This is a genomic window from Chthonomonas sp., assembly GCA_016788425.1.
Lineage (GTDB): Bacteria > Armatimonadota > Fimbriimonadia > Fimbriimonadales > Fimbriimonadaceae > JAEURQ01.
In genome coordinates, this window is sequence record JAEURQ010000003.1 from 462062 (window position 1) to 482060 (window position 19999).

16 protein-coding genes are annotated in these 19999 nt (G+C 60.8%); 13 read left to right on the plus strand and 3 right to left on the minus strand.

Annotation, left to right across the window (positions count from 1 at the left end; all coding sequences use genetic code 11):
* The first annotated feature begins 134 nt into the window (after nucleotides 1-134).
* Nucleotides 135-1088: a class II fructose-bisphosphatase gene (gene glpX / locus JNJ45_09495; protein ID MBL8048900.1), complete on the plus strand. Its 954-nt coding sequence runs from the start codon at nucleotides 135-137 to the stop codon at nucleotides 1086-1088.
* 240 nt (nucleotides 1089-1328) lie between these two features.
* On the plus strand, nucleotides 1329-2159 hold the full coding sequence (locus tag JNJ45_09500) for a sigma-70 family RNA polymerase sigma factor (GenBank protein ID MBL8048901.1): 831 nt from the start codon (nucleotides 1329-1331) through the stop codon (nucleotides 2157-2159).
* On the opposite strand, the gene JNJ45_09505 is transcribed toward JNJ45_09500, so the two are convergent.
* Entirely contained in the window at nucleotides 2156-4105 is a 1950-nt protein-coding gene (locus tag JNJ45_09505; GenBank protein MBL8048902.1) for a S9 family peptidase, read from the minus strand. The genes JNJ45_09500 and JNJ45_09505 overlap by 4 nt on opposite strands.
* 87 nt (nucleotides 4106-4192) lie before the next feature.
* On the opposite strand from JNJ45_09505, the gene nadA reads away from it, so the two are divergent.
* From nadA to JNJ45_09530, 5 genes are read left to right on the plus strand one after another with little or no spacing between them, the layout of a single operon-like run.
* Nucleotides 4193-5185: a quinolinate synthase NadA gene (nadA, locus tag JNJ45_09510; GenBank protein ID MBL8048903.1), complete on the plus strand. Its 993-nt coding sequence runs from the start codon at nucleotides 4193-4195 to the stop codon at nucleotides 5183-5185.
* A complete protein-coding gene (locus JNJ45_09515; protein ID MBL8048904.1) occupies nucleotides 5182-6801 on the plus strand; it encodes an L-aspartate oxidase in 1620 nt (539 codons plus the stop codon). The genes nadA and JNJ45_09515 overlap by 4 nt, the downstream gene beginning before the upstream one ends.
* The gene (nadC, locus tag JNJ45_09520) at nucleotides 6798-7652 is read left to right on the plus strand and encodes a carboxylating nicotinate-nucleotide diphosphorylase (GenBank protein MBL8048905.1); all 855 of its coding nucleotides are present in this window, start codon (nucleotides 6798-6800) and stop codon (nucleotides 7650-7652) included. The genes JNJ45_09515 and nadC overlap by 4 nt, the downstream gene beginning before the upstream one ends.
* 3 nt (nucleotides 7653-7655) lie before the next feature.
* A complete protein-coding gene (locus JNJ45_09525; protein ID MBL8048906.1) occupies nucleotides 7656-9056 on the plus strand; it encodes a hypothetical protein in 1401 nt (466 codons plus the stop codon).
* 14 nt (nucleotides 9057-9070) lie between these two features.
* On the plus strand, nucleotides 9071-9754 hold the full coding sequence (locus JNJ45_09530; protein ID MBL8048907.1) for a hypothetical protein: 684 nt from the start codon (nucleotides 9071-9073) through the stop codon (nucleotides 9752-9754).
* On the opposite strand, the gene JNJ45_09535 is transcribed toward JNJ45_09530, so the two are convergent.
* A complete protein-coding gene (locus tag JNJ45_09535; protein ID MBL8048908.1) occupies nucleotides 9714-10262 on the minus strand; it encodes a DNA-3-methyladenine glycosylase I in 549 nt (182 codons plus the stop codon). The two genes, JNJ45_09530 and JNJ45_09535, sit on opposite strands and share 41 nt — an antisense overlap.
* A 37-nt stretch (nucleotides 10263-10299) precedes the next feature.
* Between JNJ45_09535 and JNJ45_09540 the strand changes: the two genes are divergently transcribed.
* The 5 genes from JNJ45_09540 to JNJ45_09560 are packed head-to-tail and all read left to right on the plus strand — an operon-like array spanning nucleotide 10300 to nucleotide 16651.
* Complete coding sequence (locus JNJ45_09540) at nucleotides 10300-10671, plus strand: phage holin family protein (GenBank protein ID MBL8048909.1); 372 nt, start codon at nucleotides 10300-10302, stop codon at nucleotides 10669-10671.
* A gap of 9 nt (nucleotides 10672-10680) precedes the next feature.
* Nucleotides 10681-11997, plus strand: coding sequence for a uridine diphosphate-N-acetylglucosamine-binding protein YvcK (gene yvcK / locus JNJ45_09545; GenBank protein MBL8048910.1), 1317 nt, complete (start codon nucleotides 10681-10683; stop codon nucleotides 11995-11997).
* A complete protein-coding gene (gene gmk, locus JNJ45_09550) occupies nucleotides 11994-12539 on the plus strand; it encodes a guanylate kinase (protein MBL8048911.1) in 546 nt (181 codons plus the stop codon). The genes yvcK and gmk overlap by 4 nt, the downstream gene beginning before the upstream one ends.
* 24 nt (nucleotides 12540-12563) lie before the next feature.
* Nucleotides 12564-15548: a glycoside hydrolase family 78 protein gene (locus JNJ45_09555; protein MBL8048912.1), complete on the plus strand. Its 2985-nt coding sequence runs from the start codon at nucleotides 12564-12566 to the stop codon at nucleotides 15546-15548.
* Nucleotides 15545-16651 (plus strand): PD-(D/E)XK nuclease family protein, encoded by a 1107-nt coding sequence (locus JNJ45_09560; GenBank protein ID MBL8048913.1) that lies wholly within the window; start codon nucleotides 15545-15547, stop codon nucleotides 16649-16651. Before JNJ45_09555 ends, JNJ45_09560 begins: the two co-directional genes overlap by 4 nt.
* 44 nt (nucleotides 16652-16695) lie before the next feature.
* Here the strand turns inward: JNJ45_09560 and JNJ45_09565 are convergent, their stop codons facing one another.
* The gene (locus JNJ45_09565) at nucleotides 16696-17088 is read right to left on the minus strand and encodes a hypothetical protein (GenBank protein MBL8048914.1); all 393 of its coding nucleotides are present in this window, start codon (nucleotides 17086-17088) and stop codon (nucleotides 16696-16698) included.
* A 113-nt stretch (nucleotides 17089-17201) separates the two neighbouring features.
* Between JNJ45_09565 and JNJ45_09570 the strand changes: the two genes are divergently transcribed.
* A complete protein-coding gene (locus tag JNJ45_09570) occupies nucleotides 17202-19922 on the plus strand; it encodes a winged helix-turn-helix domain-containing protein (protein ID MBL8048915.1) in 2721 nt (906 codons plus the stop codon).
* The last annotated feature ends 77 nt before the right edge of the window (nucleotides 19923-19999 follow it).

Consider the following 19999-nt stretch of genomic DNA (forward strand, 5'->3'; position numbering starts at 1 on the left):
GTGGGTGATTCGGCGGCCCAAGTTCGGGGGCAAAACCGAAGTTAACGGAACGCACAAAGAATCCGGCGAACGAAAACGCCTCCGGCACCCGATCATGTATCCTATCACCACGAACAGCGTGGTTCGATAAAAACATGAGCCTGGACAATCTGGATTTTCTGCAGGTTACGGAAGCAGCGGCGCTTTCTTCCGCTCGATGGGTCGGCAAGGGGAATCGCGACGAAGCGGACCGTGCGGCCTGCGAGGCAATGCGTTTCAAACTCAACGAGATGTCGATGGCGGGCACCATCGTCATCGGCGAAGGTGAGCGCGACGAGGCCCCGATGCTCTTCATCGGCGAGGAACTCGGCACCGGCACGGGCCCCAAAGTGCAAATTGCGGTGGACCCGCTCGAAGGCACCAATCTGTGCGCCAACGGCACTCCCAACAGCATCGCGGTCTTGGCCGCCACGGTCGAATCCGGCGGTTGGCTGATGCATGCCCCCGACTGCTACATGGAAAAGCTCGTCGTCGGCCCGGAATGCAAAGACATCGTCGACATCACTCTCCCGCCCGCGGTGAACGTGCGGCTGATGGCCAAGGCCCAGGGCAAGGATGTGGACGAATTGATCATCGGCATTCTCGATCGTCCCCGCCACGAAAAGCTGATTGACGAAGTGCGCCACGCCGGCGCACGGGTTCACCTCATTCCCGATGGCGACCTCTCGGTGGCCATTGCCGCCCTCGATCCGGATTCGGGCGTGGACGGCCTGATGGGCACGGGTGGTGCGCCCGAAGGCGTTCTTTCCGCCGCCGCCGTACTTTGCTGCGGAGGAGGCATGCAAGCCCGCCTCGTCTTCACCAAAGACGAGCAGCGCGAACGCGCCGTGAACATGGTGGATGGCGACGTCAACCGGGTGTTCCGCACGGAAGATTTGGCTCGCGGGAAGGTCGTGTTCGTGGCCACCGGCATCACCAGCGGCGACTTGCTCAAGGGCGTGCGCTACAAGCGCGGCGCGGCCTACACCGAGTCCATCGAAATGCGGTCCGACACCGGCACGATCCGCCGGATTGAGACCATGCACCAAGATGGGTTCGCCGAGTTCTAAAAAGGAAACCCTGCCAAAGATACTGGGTTTTAGCCAAAAGCTGACACGCGGGAACTAAATCGGTAAAAATGGGAATCTGAGAGCCAGATTCCCATTTTTCTTCGGAACCCGAGTGAAGTGGGCGGCGTCAATAGGGGTGTGCTCAGGGGCTAATGTTGGCGCGTTGGCACATTAATTGCAATTCAGTCTCAGTCGGTCTTGTTCGGAAAGACCGGTGAGCGACTTATGTTCTTCGATTCGATGGATCACGAGGAAAGCGTACCAAGCTACCTTAACCGGCTTACGCAGGAACCCCTGTTGTCGGCGGAGGAAGAAACGGGTCTGACCACATCAGCCCAAGGTGGTTGCGCCCGATCTCGTCAGCGCCTTATCGAATCCAACATGCGGTTGGTTATCAACATCGCCCGCTCTTATCGCAGCCGCACTTTCCCCCTCGAAGACCTTGTGCAAGAAGGCGCAATCGGCCTGATGCACGCGATCAATCGCTTTGACCCCAGCAAGGGTTTCCGCTTTAGCACCTACGCAACCCACTGGATCCGCCAGAGCATTGGCCGCGCCATTGATTACAAGAGCAAGGCGATTCGCCTGCCCGCCCACATTTCCCAGAGCCTGCGCCGCATCGACCGCGAGCGAGTCCGCCTAACCCGCGAACTTGGCACCGAGCCCAGCCACGATCAGCTGGCCGCGGCCATGGGCATTAGCCCCCGTAAACTTCAGCACATCATGCTTTCCGGTCAGGAAATGCTGAGTCTCGATTCCAAGGTCGGCGACGCCGAATCCTCAACGCTCGGCGTGATGGTGCCCGACACCGAAATGGATGCCGCTGAAGGCATGATCACGCAAGAACTCACGCAAGAGCTTCACGTGATCATGATGGAACTCAGCGAGCGCGAGCGACGCGTGATGGCGAATCGCCTTCGCATGGACACCGACGGCGACGGAATGGAGCGCGACGACCTCGCCCGTGAGCTCAAAATCAGCCGCGAGCGCATCCGCCAGATCGAACTTCAGGCGATGAAGAAACTGCGCGCGGTAGCCAGCGATCGCCTTCGCGAGCTGCTCAACCGCTAGCTTTTCAGCCAGGCGACGTACTCTTGCAGGCGGTGAATCCGCAAATCGGGCGGTCCGTTGCGGCTTAGTCCGTGGCTCGTCGTCACCGGGTAGCGCACCATCCGGGTCCGCACGCCCAGCATTTTCAGCGCGGTAAACACCTGCTCGCCCTGCTCAATGTGGCAGCGCAAATCGCCCACCGAGTGAATGATGAGCGTGGGCGTCTTCGCGTTGCCCATGTGCTTGATTGGGCTGCATTCCCACAGCACATCAATGTCGTCGCGAAACGCGCAGCCGGGCCATACGCCGTCGGGCACAAACGGGTAGTCGCTGTTGCCCCACTTGCTCAGCAAGTTGCTCACGCAACGATCGCTCACCGCGCGATGGTACGTCGGGTCGTGGGCAATGGCCCAGTTGACCATATAGCCGCCGTAGCTGCCGCCGACAATGCTCACGCGGTCGGTATCCACCTCGGGATCGGCCTTCGCGTGGTCGGTTAGCGCCTTGACGTCCGCCCAATCCTGTTGGCCCCATTCGCCGAGGATGCAGCGCGCGTGCTCCTCGCCATAGCTGGTCGAGCCGCGCGGATTGCTGAGGAACACTTCGAAGCCGTGCGCCGCAAACATCTGCATCTCAAAGAAGAACGTCGGCGAATAGAAGCAAGCCGGACCGCCGTGCACGCTGATGACCGCCGGGCGCTTACCTTTGCTGGCACCCACCGCGCGGATGCGCCAGGCATGCAGGTCGTAGCTGCCTGGAACCGGGACGTGCAGTTCTTCCAGGCGGGCAACCTCGCAGTCCTTAAGCCAATCGCGATTGACGGGCGCGAGAAGCTTGATCTTGCCGCCCTTGATGGTCACCATTTCCGTGGGCGACTCGGGGGTGCAAATCCAGCCCCAAAACTGACCCTTGTGGTGCGCGGTCACGTGAACCTCGCCGGTGATATGCGCGATCTTTGTCGCCGTTTCGGTGGCCAGGTTGACCTCGGCAAGCGCGTAGTCGCCGCGCTCGGACCACGGAATCGCCACCCGGTCCTCGTCCAGCCACAGGATCTGCGGGTTGCTGGCGTCGCGGGCATCGCCCAGCGGATGGCCGCTAAACAAGAGGTCTTGGTCAGCCATCACAAGCCGATGCGCGCCGGTTTTCAGGTTCACCACGCCGAGTTGTTGCCGGCGAATCCCCCAGTGATGCGGCTCCGATGGGTCGAGCACGTAGGCAACTAGCTCGCCGCTGGGGCTCACCGAGACCATGCTCTTGCCGCCGTTCCCTGAGTTCAGAACTCTTCGCTCGCCTTTGAGCGGGAACAGTTCGAGAATGTCGGCGGAATACTCCATGAACGGCTCCGTGCGCGGATCGTGGGCGACCACGAGACCCGACGAATCGGGGAGCCAAGCGAAGTCAATGCCCGCCCAACAATCGCTGACGCCGAGCGGTTCGGCTTTGCCGCCGCTCCAAACCATGAGGTGCCAGGTGCGGTCGCCGAATTCGCCGTCGCCGTCCAATCGCCAGGGAAACTGGCTGAAGGCCAGAGGCGGCTCACTGGTTTTGGCGCGCTTGCGTTCGGCCTTGGCGGCCTTGGTGGCGTGGGGGTCGGCGGGCCGATAGAGAAACGCGAATTTGTTGCCGTCGGGCGAGACCTTCATCGCGCCGATGCTGCCTTCGGGCATCTCGAACACCAGCTCCGGCTTGCCATCCTTGAGCGTGAACACCGCCGGTTTGGGCTTGTTGCGGTTGCTGCCAAAGAAGAGCCGTCCGTCGGCGGAGAACTGCGGTTGGCCATCGGAAACGCGGCCTTTCGTCAGACGCTTGGGGCGCCCGTTCGACCAGTCCACGAGGTTGGTTTGGTAGGTGCTGGGCGTGGCGACAGATTTGAGCGCCGCCACCACCTGTTTGCCATCGGGCGACACGGCGACATGGCTGATCGACTTGATCCGCAGGATGTCGTCAAATTCAAGTGGGCGACTCATACTGACGGTTTTAACCGAACGGACAAGGGAATCATTCCCCGCGGCGCAAGATTCCTAAGGTCATCCCAGCGTAGTACACTTAACAACGTGGCACATTCGCCAAACATGGACGCGATTCGTGAGGTCGCTTTGCGGGCGATGCCCGAGGCAGAATGGGAGATCCATCGGCCCAAAATTGAGCGTATTTTGGAGCTAAAGCGGCAGAAGAATGCGGTGATTCTCGCCCACACCTACCAGAGTCCGCAGATTTTTCTGACCGTAGCCGACGTGCAAGGCGATAGCCTGCAACTCGCGCGCGAGGCCACCAAGGTGGAAGCCGACATCATCGTGCAGGCGGGCGTCAAGTTCATGGCCGAGACGAGCAAGGTGCTGAACCCGCACAAGACCGTGCTCATCCCGAGCTTGGAGGCTGGTTGTTCGCTGGCGGAGGGCATCACCGGCGCCGACGTGCGCGTGCTCAAGGCCCAGCATCCAGGTGTGCCCGTGGTCACCTACGTCAACACCAACGCCGACGTGAAGGCCGAGTCGGACATCTGTTGCACCAGCGCGAACGCGGTTGAGGTGGTGGAGAGCCTGGGTGTGCCCGAGGTCATTTTTCTGCCCGATCAGTACCTGGGCAAGTATGTGGCGAGCCAAACGAAGGTGCGGATTATCAACGGAACCGGCTCTTGCATGGTGCACGAGCGGTTTACGCCGCAAGACATTTTTGAGCTTCGCCGCTTGTACCCCGGCCTCATGGTGATGGCGCACCCCGAGTGTCCGCCCGAAATCTTGAATGAGGCCGACTACGTGGGCTCGACCAGCGGCATGACGCGCATGGTTCGCGAGTCGGGACTTAAGCGCATTGCGCTGATTACCGAATGCTCGATGAGCGCCAACGTGGCCGCCCAAAACCCCGAAGTTGAGATCGTCCGGCCCTGCAAATTGTGTCCGCACATGCAGCAAATCACGCTCGACAACATCATCACCTGTTTGGAAACCGGGCAGTTCGAGATCACGATTCTGGAGGACATTCGGGTGCGCGCGCAACAGGCAATTGATCGCATGCTGCAGGTGCGGGCGGGGGTTCGCGGCGCGTGATTGCCGCCGACCTTTCGCAGTTCGATCAGGTCGTTGATGCGCCCGTCTTGGTGGCGGGTTCGGGAATCGCCGGGCTTTCGGTGGCTCTGCGGTGCGCGGGTCGCGGAGTGCATGTGCTCACGCGGCGCACGCTGTTCACCGGCGGAAGTAGTTTTTGGGCTCAAGGCGGCATGGCCGCGGCGGTCGGGCATGGCGACTCGGCCAAGCTGCACGAGATCGATACGATTGCGGCCGGCGCCGGTCTAACCGACCCGGGCGTGGCCCGGGTGCTGAGCGAACAGGCGAGCACGGCGGTGAACTTTCTGCGCGATCTCGGCGCGAACTTTGACCTCACCGAATCCGGCGACTTGGCGTTGGGTCGCGAGGCCGCGCACCAGCGGCCGCGGATTTTGCACGCGAACAAAGATGCGACCGGTGCCGAGCTGATGCGCGCGCTCATCGAGGGCGTTCACCAGCACGAGAACATTCGCGTCCACGAAGACGTGCTCGCGACCGAGCTTGCGCTCAATGAGCAAGGCGATGTCATTGGTTTGGTTGCTCGTCAGCAGCATCGGCTGCTGTTGTTCCGGTCGTCGGCGGTGGTGCTCGCGACGGGCGGCATCGGACAGCTCTATCGCTTCACCACCAATCCGGTGGAGGCGCGCGGCGACGGCTTGGCGATCGCGGCTCGGGCGGGCGCGATGCTCACCGATTTGGAGTTTGTCCAGTTTCACCCGACGGCCTTGCTGACGCCAGTGGATCCGTTGCCGCTCATTACGGAGGCCCTTCGCGGCGCGGGGGCGGTGCTCGTCAACAAGCATGGCGAGCGGTTTATGGTTCCGATTCATCCCGACGCGGAGCTTGCGCCGCGCGATATTGTGGCGCGGGGCGTGGCCGATCAAATCGCGCTCGGCAACCGTCCGAGCCTCGATGCGCGGGCCGCGATTGGCGAGCGGTTTCCGGACGAGTTTCCGAACATCTTCGCTCAATGCCAGAGCATCGGGCTTGACCCGCGGACGGAACTGATTCCTGTGGCGCCGGCTTGCCACTATCACATGGGCGGCATTGACGTCACGTTGAGCGGTCAATCGAGCTTGCGCGGCCTTTGGGCGTGTGGCGAGGTCAGTTCCACAGGCGTTCACGGGGCCAATCGCCTGGCCTCGAATTCGCTGCTGGAAGCCGTCGTGTTTGGCGCGCGCGTCGCCGAGGACATCCTGGTTAAAACCGACGGGGTGGTCGCCAGTGCGCCCGTCCACCTGCCTTACTCAGTGCCGATGATCCGCGACATGATGACCTCGCCGGTCGGGGAAACCTCCATCGCGACGATGCGCGAAGTGATGTGGGACAAGGTCGGGCTGAACCGTAACGAAGTCGGCTTAAACGAGGCGTGCCGCACGTTTTCCGCGATTCTCGAACTCAGCGGGAACAACAACTACGGGGTGGCCAATCGCGCGCTCACCGGCCTGATGATGGCCAAGAGCGCGTTGGAGCGTCGCGAGTCGCGAGGGGCGCACTTCCGCAGTGACCATCCGCAAAGCGACGATTTGATGCGGCGACACTCGCGCCTTGCCTGGAATCAGACGGCAAGCGTGGCCACCGTTTCGTTGGAAGACCGCATGGTCGAGGAGCCCGCATGAACATTCCGCAGCATCTTGTTGACGAAGCGATCAGCCGCGCGCTGGCCGAGGACTTTGGCCTCGCCGGTGATCTGACGAGCCAAGCCACGATTCCCGCGGACCAACGTGGCACGGCGGTGCTGCTCGCCAAAGAGGCGGGGGTTGTGTCGGGGTTGGAGGTCGCGGCGCAGGTGTTCGCTAAGCTCCATTCCACCGCGACCATTAAAGTGCTCGCTCACGACGGCGACCCAGTCGCCGCGCGGACCGACCTCCTGAGCATTACGGGCTCGGTAAGGGCGCTGCTCGGGGCGGAGCGCACGGCGCTCAACTTCGCGCGGCATATGAGCGGCGTTGCGACGGCCACGGCGCGCATGGTGGAGCTTGTCGCCGGGACGAAGACGCAGATTGTCTGCACGCGTAAGACCACGCCAGGTTTGCGGGCGTTTGAAAAGTATGCGGTCACTTGCGGCGGCGGACACAATCACCGGTTCGGGCTTTTCGATGCGATCCTCATTAAGGACAACCACATTGCCGCTTGCGGAGGGGTGGCAGCGGCGATTCGCGCGGCGCGAAACCACGCGGGGCACCTCGTGAAGATCGAGGTCGAAGTGGATTCCATGGCCAAGCTCGACGAAGCGCTCGCCGAGGGTCCCGACGTGATCATGCTCGACAATATGTCGCCAGATGAGGTGCGTGTTGCCATCGCTCGAATCGCGGGACGGGCTCGCACCGAAGCCAGCGGCGGCATCACCAGCGAGACCGTGCGTGCCTACGCCGAGGCGGGCGTGGACCTGATTTCGGTGGGCTGGATTACCCACAGTGCGCCCAATCTCGATCTTAGCCTTGACTTTCGCGCCGGTCCAAGCGTCTGACCCATGGTGAATTCGCGCAAGAACCTGCTTTGGGGAGCCGTGGCCGTGGCGTTTGTCGGGGCCTCGGTGTACTGGGGCGGTCCGCGCCTCAAGCAGTTTTTGCGCCTCGACCTACTGGCCGATTATCGTCGCCCAGCGGGCGATTCCGATGCGGTGCCGATGCTGAGCATGGGTCCGGCCGATCTGGAACTCTACGCCGCCGAGAAGAAGGTCGGAACCTGCTCAGTGCAAAGCGCAACCGTCACGCGCGATCGCAACACCATCCACTTTGTCAAAGTCTCGAACGGCCTTTACCGTGGCAAAAGCGGAGAGCAGTTTGGCTTTAAGGGCGAGGAAGGTAGCTGGCAGCGACAAGAAGGGATGCTGCTTTGCAACGGGCTGGTCAACCTGACCAACAAGAACTTTAACCTCAACTCCTCCGAGCTGATGTTCGTGCAGGCCGACCAAGAATTGCGCGTGCCGCAGGAGATTAAGGGCAAGTTCTACGGCGGCGAGATTAGCGCCAAGAACCTGCGCTATCGGCTCGGCTCGGGCGCATTTAGTACGGGCGCCGTGGCCTGGAAGGGGCCGGTTCAAGACGAAACTCTCAGCCCGAAGAAGGCCATTTGGAAGTTTAGTTCGGCCGACGGCGGCACCTCGCCAGACGGCGAAATCGTGACCTACCGCACCGCCTCGGCAACCGACGGCGAGATTTTGGTGAAGGGCGACACGATCGTCCACAACCGCAAGACCGGCGTGATCAAGGTCACGGGCAAGGTGCGTTACTACGGCAAGGACGTCAACATGGTCTGCGAGACGGCCACGATTTACCGCAAAGAAAAGCGGGTCTTGCTGGAGAAAGATGTGGCGCTACTCGTCAAGCCGGTGGAGGACAACACCCTGCGCGAGGAGGAATTTGAGCCGCTCCGCCCGGTGGTGCCGGAGAGCATCGCGGCCAAGCGTCCGGCGGCGCCACCCGACGATGAATCGCGCAAACTCGACCGCGAGGTGCTGGATCCCGCGACGCGGCGCAAGTATCCGGTTCGCGTAATCGCTGAGCGGATCGAGTATTGGTACGACGAGTCGGTGAAGCGCGCCAAGATTTCTGGCTCCCCGCAAGCCCGGCAAGAACTCGCCGGCGGACGTTGGCGGCAGGTGTGGTGCAAGAGCGCCATTTACGATGGCGTGGCCGACCGCCTGCGCTTGGTGGGCGAGGCATTTGGCGTGCGCATGCGCAGTTCGCGCGGCGACGACGTGCTGAGCAATTGGTTTGAGGTGAGCACCAAGGAAGGCAACGAGTCGTGGCGCAGTGGCCAGCTCAAGGGCGAGTTCGTCGAGGACGAAGAACCCTCGACTCCGACGACGCCCGGCGATCCCCCGCCCAGCGGCCTCGGAGATCCGCCGCCACCCGGTCTCGGCACTTAGGCTAAACTGGCGCAATGCTCTTTGCCGCCATCGCGCTCGCTCAGGTTTCGGTAACCCCCGCCCATCGTCTGCAAGACCAATGGTGGCGCGAACGCCACGAGGCATGCGTGGCCAAAACCAAGAAGGGCGGCTACGACCTCATTTTCATTGGCGATAGCATTACCCACGGGTGGGAAGGCGATGGCAAGGCGACTTGGGACAAATACTACGCTTCGCGCAACGCGGCCAACTTTGGCTTTAGCGGCGATCGCACCGAGCACGTGTTGTGGCGCATGGAGAACGGCGAGATGGTGGGCCTCAAACCGAAGGTCGCCGTCATCATGATCGGCACCAACAACATCGGTCACGGCTCTAGCGATCCGGCGGCCACGGCGCTGGGCATTCGCCGCATTTTGGTGAGGCTGGAAGAGACCATGCCGAAGACCAAGGTGCTGCTGCTTGGCATTTTCCCACGCGGCGCGACCGCCGCCGACCCCTATCGCCAGAAGGTGGCGGAAGCGACGGGCACGATCGCCGGGTTCGCCGATAAGCGGGTGACTTTCCTAGATATCGGTCGCCACTTTATGACCCGCGACGGCGACATGTGGAAGACCCTGATGCCGGACCTTCTCCACCCGAACGCGGACGGCTATCAGATTTGGGCGAAGGCGATGGAGCCTACTTTGGCGGGCTTGCTGGGCGAGAAGCCGCGGCTCTAACGCCCGCCGGGCAATCGTCGTCGTGCGTGCCGGGTAGGTAGCCGAGGCTCATGAGGAACTCGCCGACGATCTCTCCGCCGGTGAACTTGAACGTGTTCTTGAATAGCTTCACCCAAGCTGGCTTGTCCAGCGCGCGGTGGCTTTCCAGCCACGCCGAAAAGCTGCCGTGCTCGGCGCGGATTTGTTGGATCTGTTGGGCGTTGTGGATGGCGGCGTTGACCTTCAGCCGATTGCGAATGATGCCCGGATCCGCGAGCAGACGCGCGACGTCGGCCTCGCCGTAAGCCGCGACCTGGTCAACGTCGAAGCCTTCGTACGCTCGCCAGAAACCTTCGCGTTTTTTGAGAATCGTCTCCCAGCTGAGCCCCGCCTGGTTGATCTCGAGCACGAGGCGCTCGAAGAGACGGCTTTCGTCATCGGTCCAAAATCCGTACTCGTTGTCGTGATAATCGCGGTGCACCGGATGTGCGCGATCTGTGAGGACAAAGGCGCAATAACTAAATGACATAGGCCTAGTATGGCGGCGCAACCGTCATAATGTACGCATGAAAAATTGGTTGCTGCGATGGCTCGTGATGACCGTCGCGCTGGTGCTTGCGGCGGGAATCACCGCCATGCTCGGGCTGAAAATGAGCGCCGACACCAGCAGCAGCGACGCCATTGTCAAGCTCGTGCTGGCCGCCGTGGTGCTGGGGCTCATCAACGCAACTCTGGGCCGGGTGCTCAAGCTCATCGCCTTGCCGCTTAACTGTCTCACGCTCGGCCTGTTTTCGCTGGTGATCAACGCGGCGATTTTCTACTGGGTGGGCACTATGCGGCTGGGGTTGGTGGTCGGCGACTTCCTTTCGGCGTTCGTCGGTAGCCTTTTCTATTCCGGGATCAACGCGATTTTGAGCACGATTGTGGACGACAAGTAACTCAGCCGGATGATCAAAAACTACCGCATCCGGCGCATTTTGGCCCCCACCGTGGGGGTCCGTGGCGCCATTATCGCGGCGGTTTTTGGGTTCATCTTGTTTGCGCTGGGGTTCATGGTGAGTTTCCGCGCGATTCTTGGCCCGCTCGTGGAGAACGTGACGACGCACTACTCGTCGTGGGTCAGCCGATTGGTGCCGGAGGGGCAGGTAGAAAAGGTCACCCACGTGTTGGGCGGCGGCGCGCTGGTGCTGGGCTTCTACATGGTGTTTCGCGGTCTGCGCAAGTTGCTCCGGCGACTCATTGAAACGCTCAACCCGGCTATGAAATCCGGCATGGTGAACACCTTTGTTCGGCGGCAGCAATTGGCGCAGGGCCCGAAGATCGTCGCGCTGGGCGGCGGCACCGGCCTCAGTACGCTGCTGCGTGGCCTTAAGCAGTACAGCAGCAACATCACCGCGATTGTCACCGTGACCGACGACGGCGGCAGCAGCGGGCGGCTCTCGGCTGAAATGGGCATTATCCCGCCGGGCGATATCCGCAACTGTCTGGTGGCGTTGGCCGACGCCGAAAAGGTGGTGGGCGACCTTTTCCAGCACCGATTTGGCAAGGAAGCGGGCAGCCTGAGCGGCCATAGTTTGGGCAATTTGCTGATCGCCGGATTGATCCAGCGATCCGATGGCGACTATGACCGCGCCTTGAAAATGGCGAGCGAGGTTTTGAACATTCGCGGGCGGGTGTTGCCCTCCACCATGGAGCGCGTGGGCCTGCGAGCGATGCTGGAAGACGGCAGCGAGGTGACCGGCGAAACCACGATTGCCGCCAGCGGGCGTCGGATTCGCCGCCTGTATGTGGAGCCGCCCGACTGCACCCCCTTTGCCGACGCGATCGCCGCGATTGAAGAGGCCGAAGTCATCACCATCGGGCCGGGCAGCGTGTTCACGAGCGTGATTCCGAACCTGCTGATTCCGGAGATCGCCGAGGCGATTGAACGCAGCAACGCGCTGAAAATTTATGTGTGCAACGTGATGACGCAGCCCGGCGAGAGCGACAGCTTTACCGCAGCCGAGCACCTTGTGGCGTTGCAGGCAAACGTGCCGCACCGCGTGGTGGACTACGTCGTCGTGAACAGCGGGGTGCCGAGCGCGACCACGGTGGAGAAATATCGCACGAGCAACCAGTTTGTGGTGGAGCCCGACGTGGACCGCATCCGCGCGATGGGTTTTAAGGTGCTGCTGGGCAACTTTGTGAACGAACTGGACTATGTCCGGCACGATCCGTTCAAGGTCGCGGGCCGAATCGCCGATCTATTCCAGAAGAAGCGATGAGTGGTCGATTGCTAATCTTGAGCGGTCCGAGCGGGGTGGGCAAGGACACGGTTTTGGACCTATGGCAGGCGCGCAACCCGCGCGTTGTACGCGTGGTGGCGCACACCACTCGCGCACCTCGCGTCGGCGAGCGCGACGGGCTGGACTACACGTTTTTGGATGTGCCGACCTTTTTGGATCGCGCGGATGCGGGCAAGTATTTGGAGTTTAAGCACGTGCACGGCAACTACTACGGCACGCCGCTGGACCACCTTGAGCAGCTGTTGGCGGCGGATAAGGTGGCCGTGTTGAAGATTGACGTCCAAGGCGCGATTGAGGTGATGGAGTTGCGTCCGGACGCGCTGACGGTGATGCTGTTGCCGCCTTCGTTTGAGGAGCTGGAGCGTCGAATTCGCGCCCGCGGCACCGACTCGGCGGAGGTGATTGAGCGGCGGTTGGTCGGCGCGCGCGCCGAGCTCGACGAAGCCCCCCGCTACCAGCACCAACTCGTGAATCACGAGGTGGAGGATGTTCTTGCCGCGCTCGATGAGTTGATTGGGTAGGCAACTCTGTGTAAACTGCGGGGCATGCTCGCCATTGTCAGCGGCCTTTTGCTCATGTCTGCCTCCGGATCGATTTTCCCCGCTAGCCTGCGATGCGAGGGGCTGAGCGAGCCCATTGGCATTGGCCTGGAGCCGCCGCGCGTTTCGTGGAAGCTCCAAGCCCAAAACTCGGCCGACAAAAACCTGCGCCAAACCGCGTATCGCGTGGTGGTGAGCGGGCCGAAGGGCGTGCTGTACGACTCGCAGCGGGTCACGAGCGCGGAAACTTTTGGGATCAAAATCCCGATGGCGCTGGCCACCAGCGCCGCCTACACCTGGCGAGTGCAGGTGTGGGATCAGGATGGCCGCGAATCGGAGCTGAGCAAATCGGCCCATTTCGCGACCACGGACCTGGCCGCGGGGGAGCGATTGCCCTGGATTTCGGCTCGCCCCGTGAACCCGCCGACGGCCAACTTCGAGGGCGCGAACTGGATTTGGTCGGCCGGCGCCGACGAGACGGTGACCTTTATCAAGGACTTTTCGGCCAAGTCGGGCGAGACGGCGACCCTAAGCCTGACCGCCGACGACCAAGTGGAGGCGTTTTTGAACGGCGAGCGGGTAGCCGCGAGCGATGGAAACATCGACGCGTGGCGGCGACCGCTCTTTGCCTCTCTCAATCTGCACGCGCAAAATCAGCTCAAGATCGTGGCGCGAAACGAGCCCCGCAGCTCCAGCGGAATGATCGCGCGGGTTGACTTTTCCGACGGCCGAAACCCATTGCTGAGTGACAAATCTTGGCTGGCCAATGGCTCGCAGGCCCGCGAGATTGCCGCTTATGGAAGTCAGCCGTGGGGTCGGGTTGCCGGGCGTCTCTATCGCCCGGCGATGCACTATCGGCGCGAACTTCAGGTTCGAAAAGGGCTTGTTCGGGCGAGTCTCACGGCCACTGCGCTCGGTCTGATTGACATCTATTGCAATGGCCGGCGGGTGACCAACGACCTGTTTACGCCGGGTTGGACCGACTACGAACGGCGCATTTACACGCGCACTCACGACGTGACGAAGCTCATCAAAACCGGTGCGAATGCCATCGGCGCAATTGTCGGCGACGGCTGGTACGCGGGTTATCTGGGCTATTCGGGAACGCGCGCGCACTACGGCGATCGTCCGGCCATGGCGGCCAAGCTGACTCTGCAATACGAAGACGGAAGCACGGAGACGTTGACCGGCGACGAGGCGTGGCGGGTGGCTGCCGGCGGCACGATTCGGCAGGATTTTCTGGCTGGCGAAACGATGGACGCGCGTCGAGAACCAAGCGGATGGAGCCGCGCCGGATTCGATGATGCGGACTGGGCGGCGCCCGAAGTGATCTCGCCCAAGGCGGGCGCGCTGGAGCCGTTTCCGGCCGAGCCGGTGAGAGTTTACGATGAGGTCGAGCCGATCTCGATTCGCCCGAGCGGGGATGGCAAGTACATCGTGGACTTCGGTCAGAACCTGGCCGGGTTCGCTCGGCTGCGCTTACGCGCCAAACCTGGGCAGGTGGTGAGCATGAAATTTGTCGAGGTGTTGAACCGGGATGGCACCATTTACACCGCAAATTTACGGGGTGCTGAAGCGACCGATGTGTATATTGCGAAGGGCGAGGGTACCGAGGTTTGGGAGCCGCGCTTTACCTTCCACGGGTTCCGCTATATCCAGGTGAGCGGGCTGGATCGCGCCCCCACCAAGGCGACGCTTACAGCCTTGGCCATCAGCTCCGCGACTCCGGAAGTGGGCCGAGTGGAGACTTCAGATCCGATGCTCAACAAGCTCGCAAAAAACGCCTGGTGGACGCAGAAAATGAACTTTATTGATGTGCCGACGGACTGCCCGCAGCGTGATGAGCGGCTCGGCTGGACCGGCGACGCGCAGGCCTACATTCGCACGGCGAGTTACTACTCGCATGTCGAAAGCTTCTTTAACAAGTGGAACACAACATTGGATGATGCGCAGCGCGCGGATGGCCAATTCCCGATGGTGGCCCCGCTGAAGGTCGCCGAAAGCGATGGGGGCCCAGCATGGGCCGATGCCGGCGTTATCTGCCCGTGGACAAGCTACGAGTTTTATGGCGACCGAGAGCGTTTGGCGGAGCACTATCCGCAAATGGTTAAGTTTGTCGAGTTTTGCTTAAAGCGGTCGAAGCCAAACCTGTTACCGCCCGATCAGTTTCACTGCTTTGGCGATTGGGTAAGCCACAACGCGGATACGCCCAACGATGTTATTTACTTATCGTACTTTGCGGGGAGCGCGCGCATTGTTGCGCAAGCTGCGGATGTGCTAGGAAAGGCAAGTGATGCCGCAAAATATGACGAATTAGCGGATCGCCTTCGGGATGCGTTTGCTGAACACTATTCGCGAGCGGACGGCTGGGTGAAGGGCGATACTCAATGTAGCTATGTGTTGGCGCTTGTCTTTGACTTGTTGCCCGCCGATCGTGCGGCCAAGGCCGCCGAGCGACTTGTCGCCGATATCGAAAAGCGGAATTGGCATTTGAGCACAGGGTTTGTCGGTACTCGTGATCTTATGCATGTGTTGACCAAGGTTGGTCGCAGCGATGTTGCGTTGCGCTTATTGCATAACAAAACGTTCCCCAGTTGGGGATTCTCGATCGAGAACGGAGCCACAACAATTTGGGAACGTTGGGATGGTTGGACACCGGAAAACGGGTTCCAAACTCCGGTGATGAATAGCTTTGCGCACTACGCGTATGGTGCGGTTATGGGCTGGGTCTTCGAGAATATCGGCGGGATTCGTACGCTCGAACCGGGGTTTGGCGTGGTCCAGATTGCGCCGGTGTTCGATCCGAAACTGAACTTCGCGAGGACAACCTACGACTCGATCCGCGGCCCGATCCTGACCGATTGGCGTCGCGTGGGTGGGAAGATTAAGCTCACGGTCACCTTGCCGCCGAATACGCGCGGCGAGGTCAAACTCCCGCAAGGGACGAAGGAAGTTGGTTCGGGGAAGTGGGAGTTTGAGGTGGACGCTTGACGGAACTTGAGGTTCTGACTCAGTTCGCCGCTGACAATGCAAATCTCCAGGAGCTTGAGGAACAGCTCTTTGATTTCAATGTCTTTGAGGCTGCCGGGCTTACTCGGCAAGAGATTCGTCACTCTCGCTTCTTGGCGTATTTGCTGAATCCTAGAGCGGCTCACGGCTTGGGAGACACGTTTCTCTCGAACATGTTGGGAATGGTACTCACTGATGAGGATGACCTTAGACTCCATGAAGCCCATGTTGAGTGTGAGGTGCATAACATTGACATCCTTATCCTTTGCGAACGAAATCGCCTTGCGGTGGTGATTGAAAACAAAGTCGGATCGGGAGAACATTCAGATCAGTTGGCGCGATACCTTAAGGTCGTTGAAGATAACAGGCCTGGTTGGAAGGTAGTGCCGATTCTACTTTCTCCGTGGGGCATGAAGCCTAGTGATGTTCGCTACCACGCCCTTGCATACGAATCGGTGGCAGGAATCTTGGTCGAAGTGTTGGCCGACGAGAAAGCCTTGCTTAAGCCGGACGTTCGCGTTGCTATCCAACATTACGAGCGATTATTGAGAAGAAACGTTGTGAAAGATACGAGAGTTAGCGAACTTTGTCAGCAGATTCTTAAGAAGCATCGTCGAGCGATTGAGATCCTGATAGACCACATGGAGGATCCAAGGCAGCGGCTTTGGCGAATCACCGATCAGCTGTTCGAGGAGAGAGGATTTGTGAGAACAGGAAAGAGGTGGTTACCGGAGGAGTGGCTCATGTGGGTTCCAACTACTGATGAGTCTGTCACGGGATATGTCTTCGGGTTTTGGATTGATGTGTACAAAGGCCCGGTGCGATTGGTCTTATCGCTACATCCAAGCGCGCCAGAGGTGGAACAGCGGCTTTTGGAAGTAGTAGCCGTAGAGTCCGATCTCTTCAGGAGCTTCAGAAAGGGTCCTGGAAGGGATATGCAGATATTGGCGATTGATCTCTCGCCAACCTTGGAGCCTTTCGGAGAGGAGGAACTTTGGTTGAAGGGCATCCAAGATCGATTCCGGCACTTCGTGACTTCATCGTTGCCCCAAGTGGCTAAGGTGCTCAAAGGTGACCCACCCTAAGCTTGGGCTTGTGCTTTGGTCCGGCCACCGCGTAGGAGTGTGGATCACCGATCGCGGAAGTGCCAAATCGGGCTGGGCGGGTGGTCCTCAATGATCAGGATTGAGTAGCCGTGATCGTTCATCTTATCCAGTTCGGGAAGGCTGACCGAGCCCTTAAGGATCATGATCACGCGGGATTTAGTCTTTACGAACGTATATCGATCACCCGAATCAAAGTTAAACCCAGCGGATAGTGCCTGATCACGCACCTCGGCGACAAGGTCGTCCGCGCCATTGGGATAGTAGTAAAGGTACAAGACTGTGTAGTTGGGGTCTTTGCCATCCTCGCTTGGCGCGAGCAGAAATACTTCCGGAGCGACGGAGCTGAGGCACGCGAGGCGTGTCTCTGGGGGTGGAATCCGGTGCAACAAGTACGTGCCGAAGCATAGAGCAGCCACCGCACCCAAGGTTACAAAAAGCCACTTTGCTTCCGTTCTCGTCATCAGCCGATCCACCTAGTTTTTACCAGGTGAGAGACACAACTTAGCCTCAATTGTGTATCCTCAACCCAATGGGGGTGGGGGTGAGTTCGAGCGCGCTGTGGAAGGCGCACCTGTTTGGGCAGTTTCGCGTCGAGCCGAGCGGCGGCGGAAGCCCGATCACCCGCTTCGAATCGCGCCGCGCCATCGCCCTTTTGGCGTACCTCATCCTGCACGACCAGCAGTCGCATTCCCGCGAGGTTCTCGCCGATCGAATCTGGCCGGAGACGGACCCGGTCACCGGGCGCAACCGTCTCAAGCAAACCCTGGCCTCGCTGCGACGCCTTTTGGAGCCGCCAGGCTACCCCGCCGGCTGCGTGTTCGCCGCCGATCGCACGAGCATCGGCCTGGTGCCGGGCGCCATCACGAGCGACTACCAAGAAATGCTGGCCATGTTGAACGCGGGCGACACTCAAGCCGCCACCAAAATCGGCGCGGCCGGACTGCTGCCCGATATCTACGACGAATGGCTCGACGACCTGCGGTTGTGGGTCGAGGCGCAGGATTTTCAGGCCGAGCCCGAACTCGCTCGTGCAACCCCGGCCACCCCAGCTAGTGCCACAAAGAAGCGCATTCCGGCCTCGCCGACGCCGTTTGTTGGGCGCGAATCCGAGGTCAAGGAGTTGCTGCAATCGCTCGCCTCGGCGCGATTGGTCACCGCGACCGGCTTTGGCGGCATCGGCAAAACGCGCCTCACCATGGAGGTCGGTCATCAGTGGGCGGGCGGCCCGGTATTGTTTGTGCCGCTCGCCGAATCGGCGACGCCCTCGCAAGGGTTCGCGAAGCTGGCCGAGGCCCTCGGCACCAAGCTCAAAAAGCCGTTACAAGCGGTGGAGGAACTCAGCGCCACCATCGGCGACGAGCCGCTGTTGCTCATTCTCGACAACCTGGAGCAGTTGGTCGGCGAGGAGTGGGCAGAGGCGATGTCGGGCCTGCTCGCCAACTGCGCCGAGCTGCGCATTTTGGCGTCGTCGCGCATACCGCTGGGTGTGCAGGGCGAGCACCATGTGCCGGTGTATCCGCTCGCCACTCCGGGCGCGGATGATTCGCTGGAGCAGATATCGGCTCACGCCGCCACGCAACTTTTTATTGACCGGGCGCGCCGAACTCGCGCGGATTTTCAGATCACCGAGCGCAACGTGGATGCCATGCGCGAGCTACTTCAAGCCCTGGCCGGCGTGCCGCTCGCACTGGAGCTTTGCGCGGCTTGGGCGCACGTGGTGTCGCCGCGGCAAATGGTCGAGCGGCTCAGCGCGTCCGGCGAAATGCTCACTTCGCGCCGCCGCGATGCGGTCAGTCGCCAGCGCTCGCTGCACGATGCGTTCGCCACCACCCTCAACCTCATCACGCCAGGCCAGCGGCAATTGCTGACGCGGCTCAGCGTGTTTCGCGGCGGTTGCACGCTGGAACTGGCGCAACTCATCGGCGGCGAACCGATCTCGCTCAGCGACCTGAGCGGCTTGCTCGATGCCGCCCTCATTCGTCGGAGCGATGAGGATTCGGGGTCGCGGTATTGGATGCTGGAGAGCCTCCGTGATTTCGTTCAGGCGGACGAGGCGGCGCAGGCCCAAATTCCTGGCCTCAACGAGCGGTTCGTTCAGCACTTTGGCCAATTGGCTCAGGAAAGTCGTCTGCTCACCAAGCGACTCGACCTGGGGCTGGAAACCGAAATCGAATGGATCGAGTTTCTGGATGCGGAGTGGGAGAATTTCACCGCCGCCGTGCAGATGGGTCTGCGCAGTGGAAACTTGGAGGCAGCCGGCCAGATCTGTATGGGCACCGATTGGCATTGGGTGACACGGGCTCGCGATCCGATTGTGGCGCAATGGATTGGCGACATCCTGCTGGCTCACGAAACAAAGCAAGGTCAGCCGCTGAGCGAGGATGCGCACCTGATTCTCAGTGGCATCGCCGGGTTCCAATCGAGGCTCCGGATTGACTACGCAAAGGTCATTGAATTGCTTAAGTTGCTCGGAGAAATCTCCCAAGACACGGCCAGCAAACACGCTCGTGCCGAAGTGCTTTACCACTTGGGTCAAACGAAAATGCTCCGCACCGATCCAGTTGACTTCTTCGAGATCATGGAGGAATCGGCCCGGCTGTTTCGTGAGTGCGGCCTCGTTTGGCGCGAGGGAATGGCGACCCGCCTCATGGGCACCATGTGCATCAATTTGAAGGAGTACGATCGGTGCGACGAGTACTACACCAAGGCTGATGCGTTGTTCTTGAGTGACGGACGACACTATTCGCGAGCCCTGATGGTGTTTGACCGGGCGAGGGTCACTTTCGATCGAGAAGACTATGAGGCGACGGTCTACATGCTCGATGAAATTCGCTTGGAGGCCGAGCGCTACGGAGACATCAAGTTGCAAGCGCGTACGGCGAACCTCCGCGGGATTGCTGAGGAAAAGTTAGGACGACCCGAAGATGCGCGAGCGAGTCTGTGCGAAGGGTGGGGGCTTTACATTGGCGTGCGCGAGGTTCCGGGTGCGCTGTATCCGCTCTCGAACCTGGCGAGTTTGCAATGCCGTCAAGGTGAGCTTATCTCCGGGTTGCCTCTTGCCTCCGCCACGCTCAATCAGTGGCGCATAGTTCACGGCATGGAATTGGTGGACGAATGGGTGGATGAAATGCTTGAGTTTCGGGCCGCCGGTGTCGCCCGATTCGGCAAGGAACTGACCGACCACCTTTGGCGGCAAGGCGAGTCCATGTCCATTGACGAAATCACCGCATTCATTGCTAAGCTTGCCTAGTAATTATACTAGCAATTTCTCCATTTTTGAACCTAGCATTGCGATCGTAAACTCTGGCTTACGCTGGCCTTACGGTG

Coding starts and splice junctions, on each gene's coding strand:
- glpX (MBL8048900.1), top strand. CDS start 135: ATGAGCCTGGACAATCTGGATTTTCTGCAGGTTACGGAAGCAGCGGCG.
- JNJ45_09500 (MBL8048901.1), top strand. CDS start 1,329: ATGGATCACGAGGAAAGCGTACCAAGCTACCTTAACCGGCTTACGCAG.
- JNJ45_09505 (MBL8048902.1), bottom strand. CDS start 4,105: ATGAGTCGCCCACTTGAATTTGACGACATCCTGCGGATCAAGTCGATC.
- nadC (MBL8048905.1), top strand. CDS start 6,798: ATGAACATTCCGCAGCATCTTGTTGACGAAGCGATCAGCCGCGCGCTG.
- JNJ45_09525 (MBL8048906.1), top strand. CDS start 7,656: ATGGTGAATTCGCGCAAGAACCTGCTTTGGGGAGCCGTGGCCGTGGCG.
- JNJ45_09530 (MBL8048907.1), top strand. CDS start 9,071: ATGCTCTTTGCCGCCATCGCGCTCGCTCAGGTTTCGGTAACCCCCGCC.
- JNJ45_09535 (MBL8048908.1), bottom strand. CDS start 10,262: ATGTCATTTAGTTATTGCGCCTTTGTCCTCACAGATCGCGCACATCCG.
- JNJ45_09540 (MBL8048909.1), top strand. CDS start 10,300: ATGAAAAATTGGTTGCTGCGATGGCTCGTGATGACCGTCGCGCTGGTG.
- yvcK (MBL8048910.1), top strand. CDS start 10,681: ATGATCAAAAACTACCGCATCCGGCGCATTTTGGCCCCCACCGTGGGG.
- gmk (MBL8048911.1), top strand. CDS start 11,994: ATGAGTGGTCGATTGCTAATCTTGAGCGGTCCGAGCGGGGTGGGCAAG.
- JNJ45_09555 (MBL8048912.1), top strand. CDS start 12,564: ATGCTCGCCATTGTCAGCGGCCTTTTGCTCATGTCTGCCTCCGGATCG.
- JNJ45_09570 (MBL8048915.1), top strand. CDS start 17,202: ATGGGGGTGGGGGTGAGTTCGAGCGCGCTGTGGAAGGCGCACCTGTTT.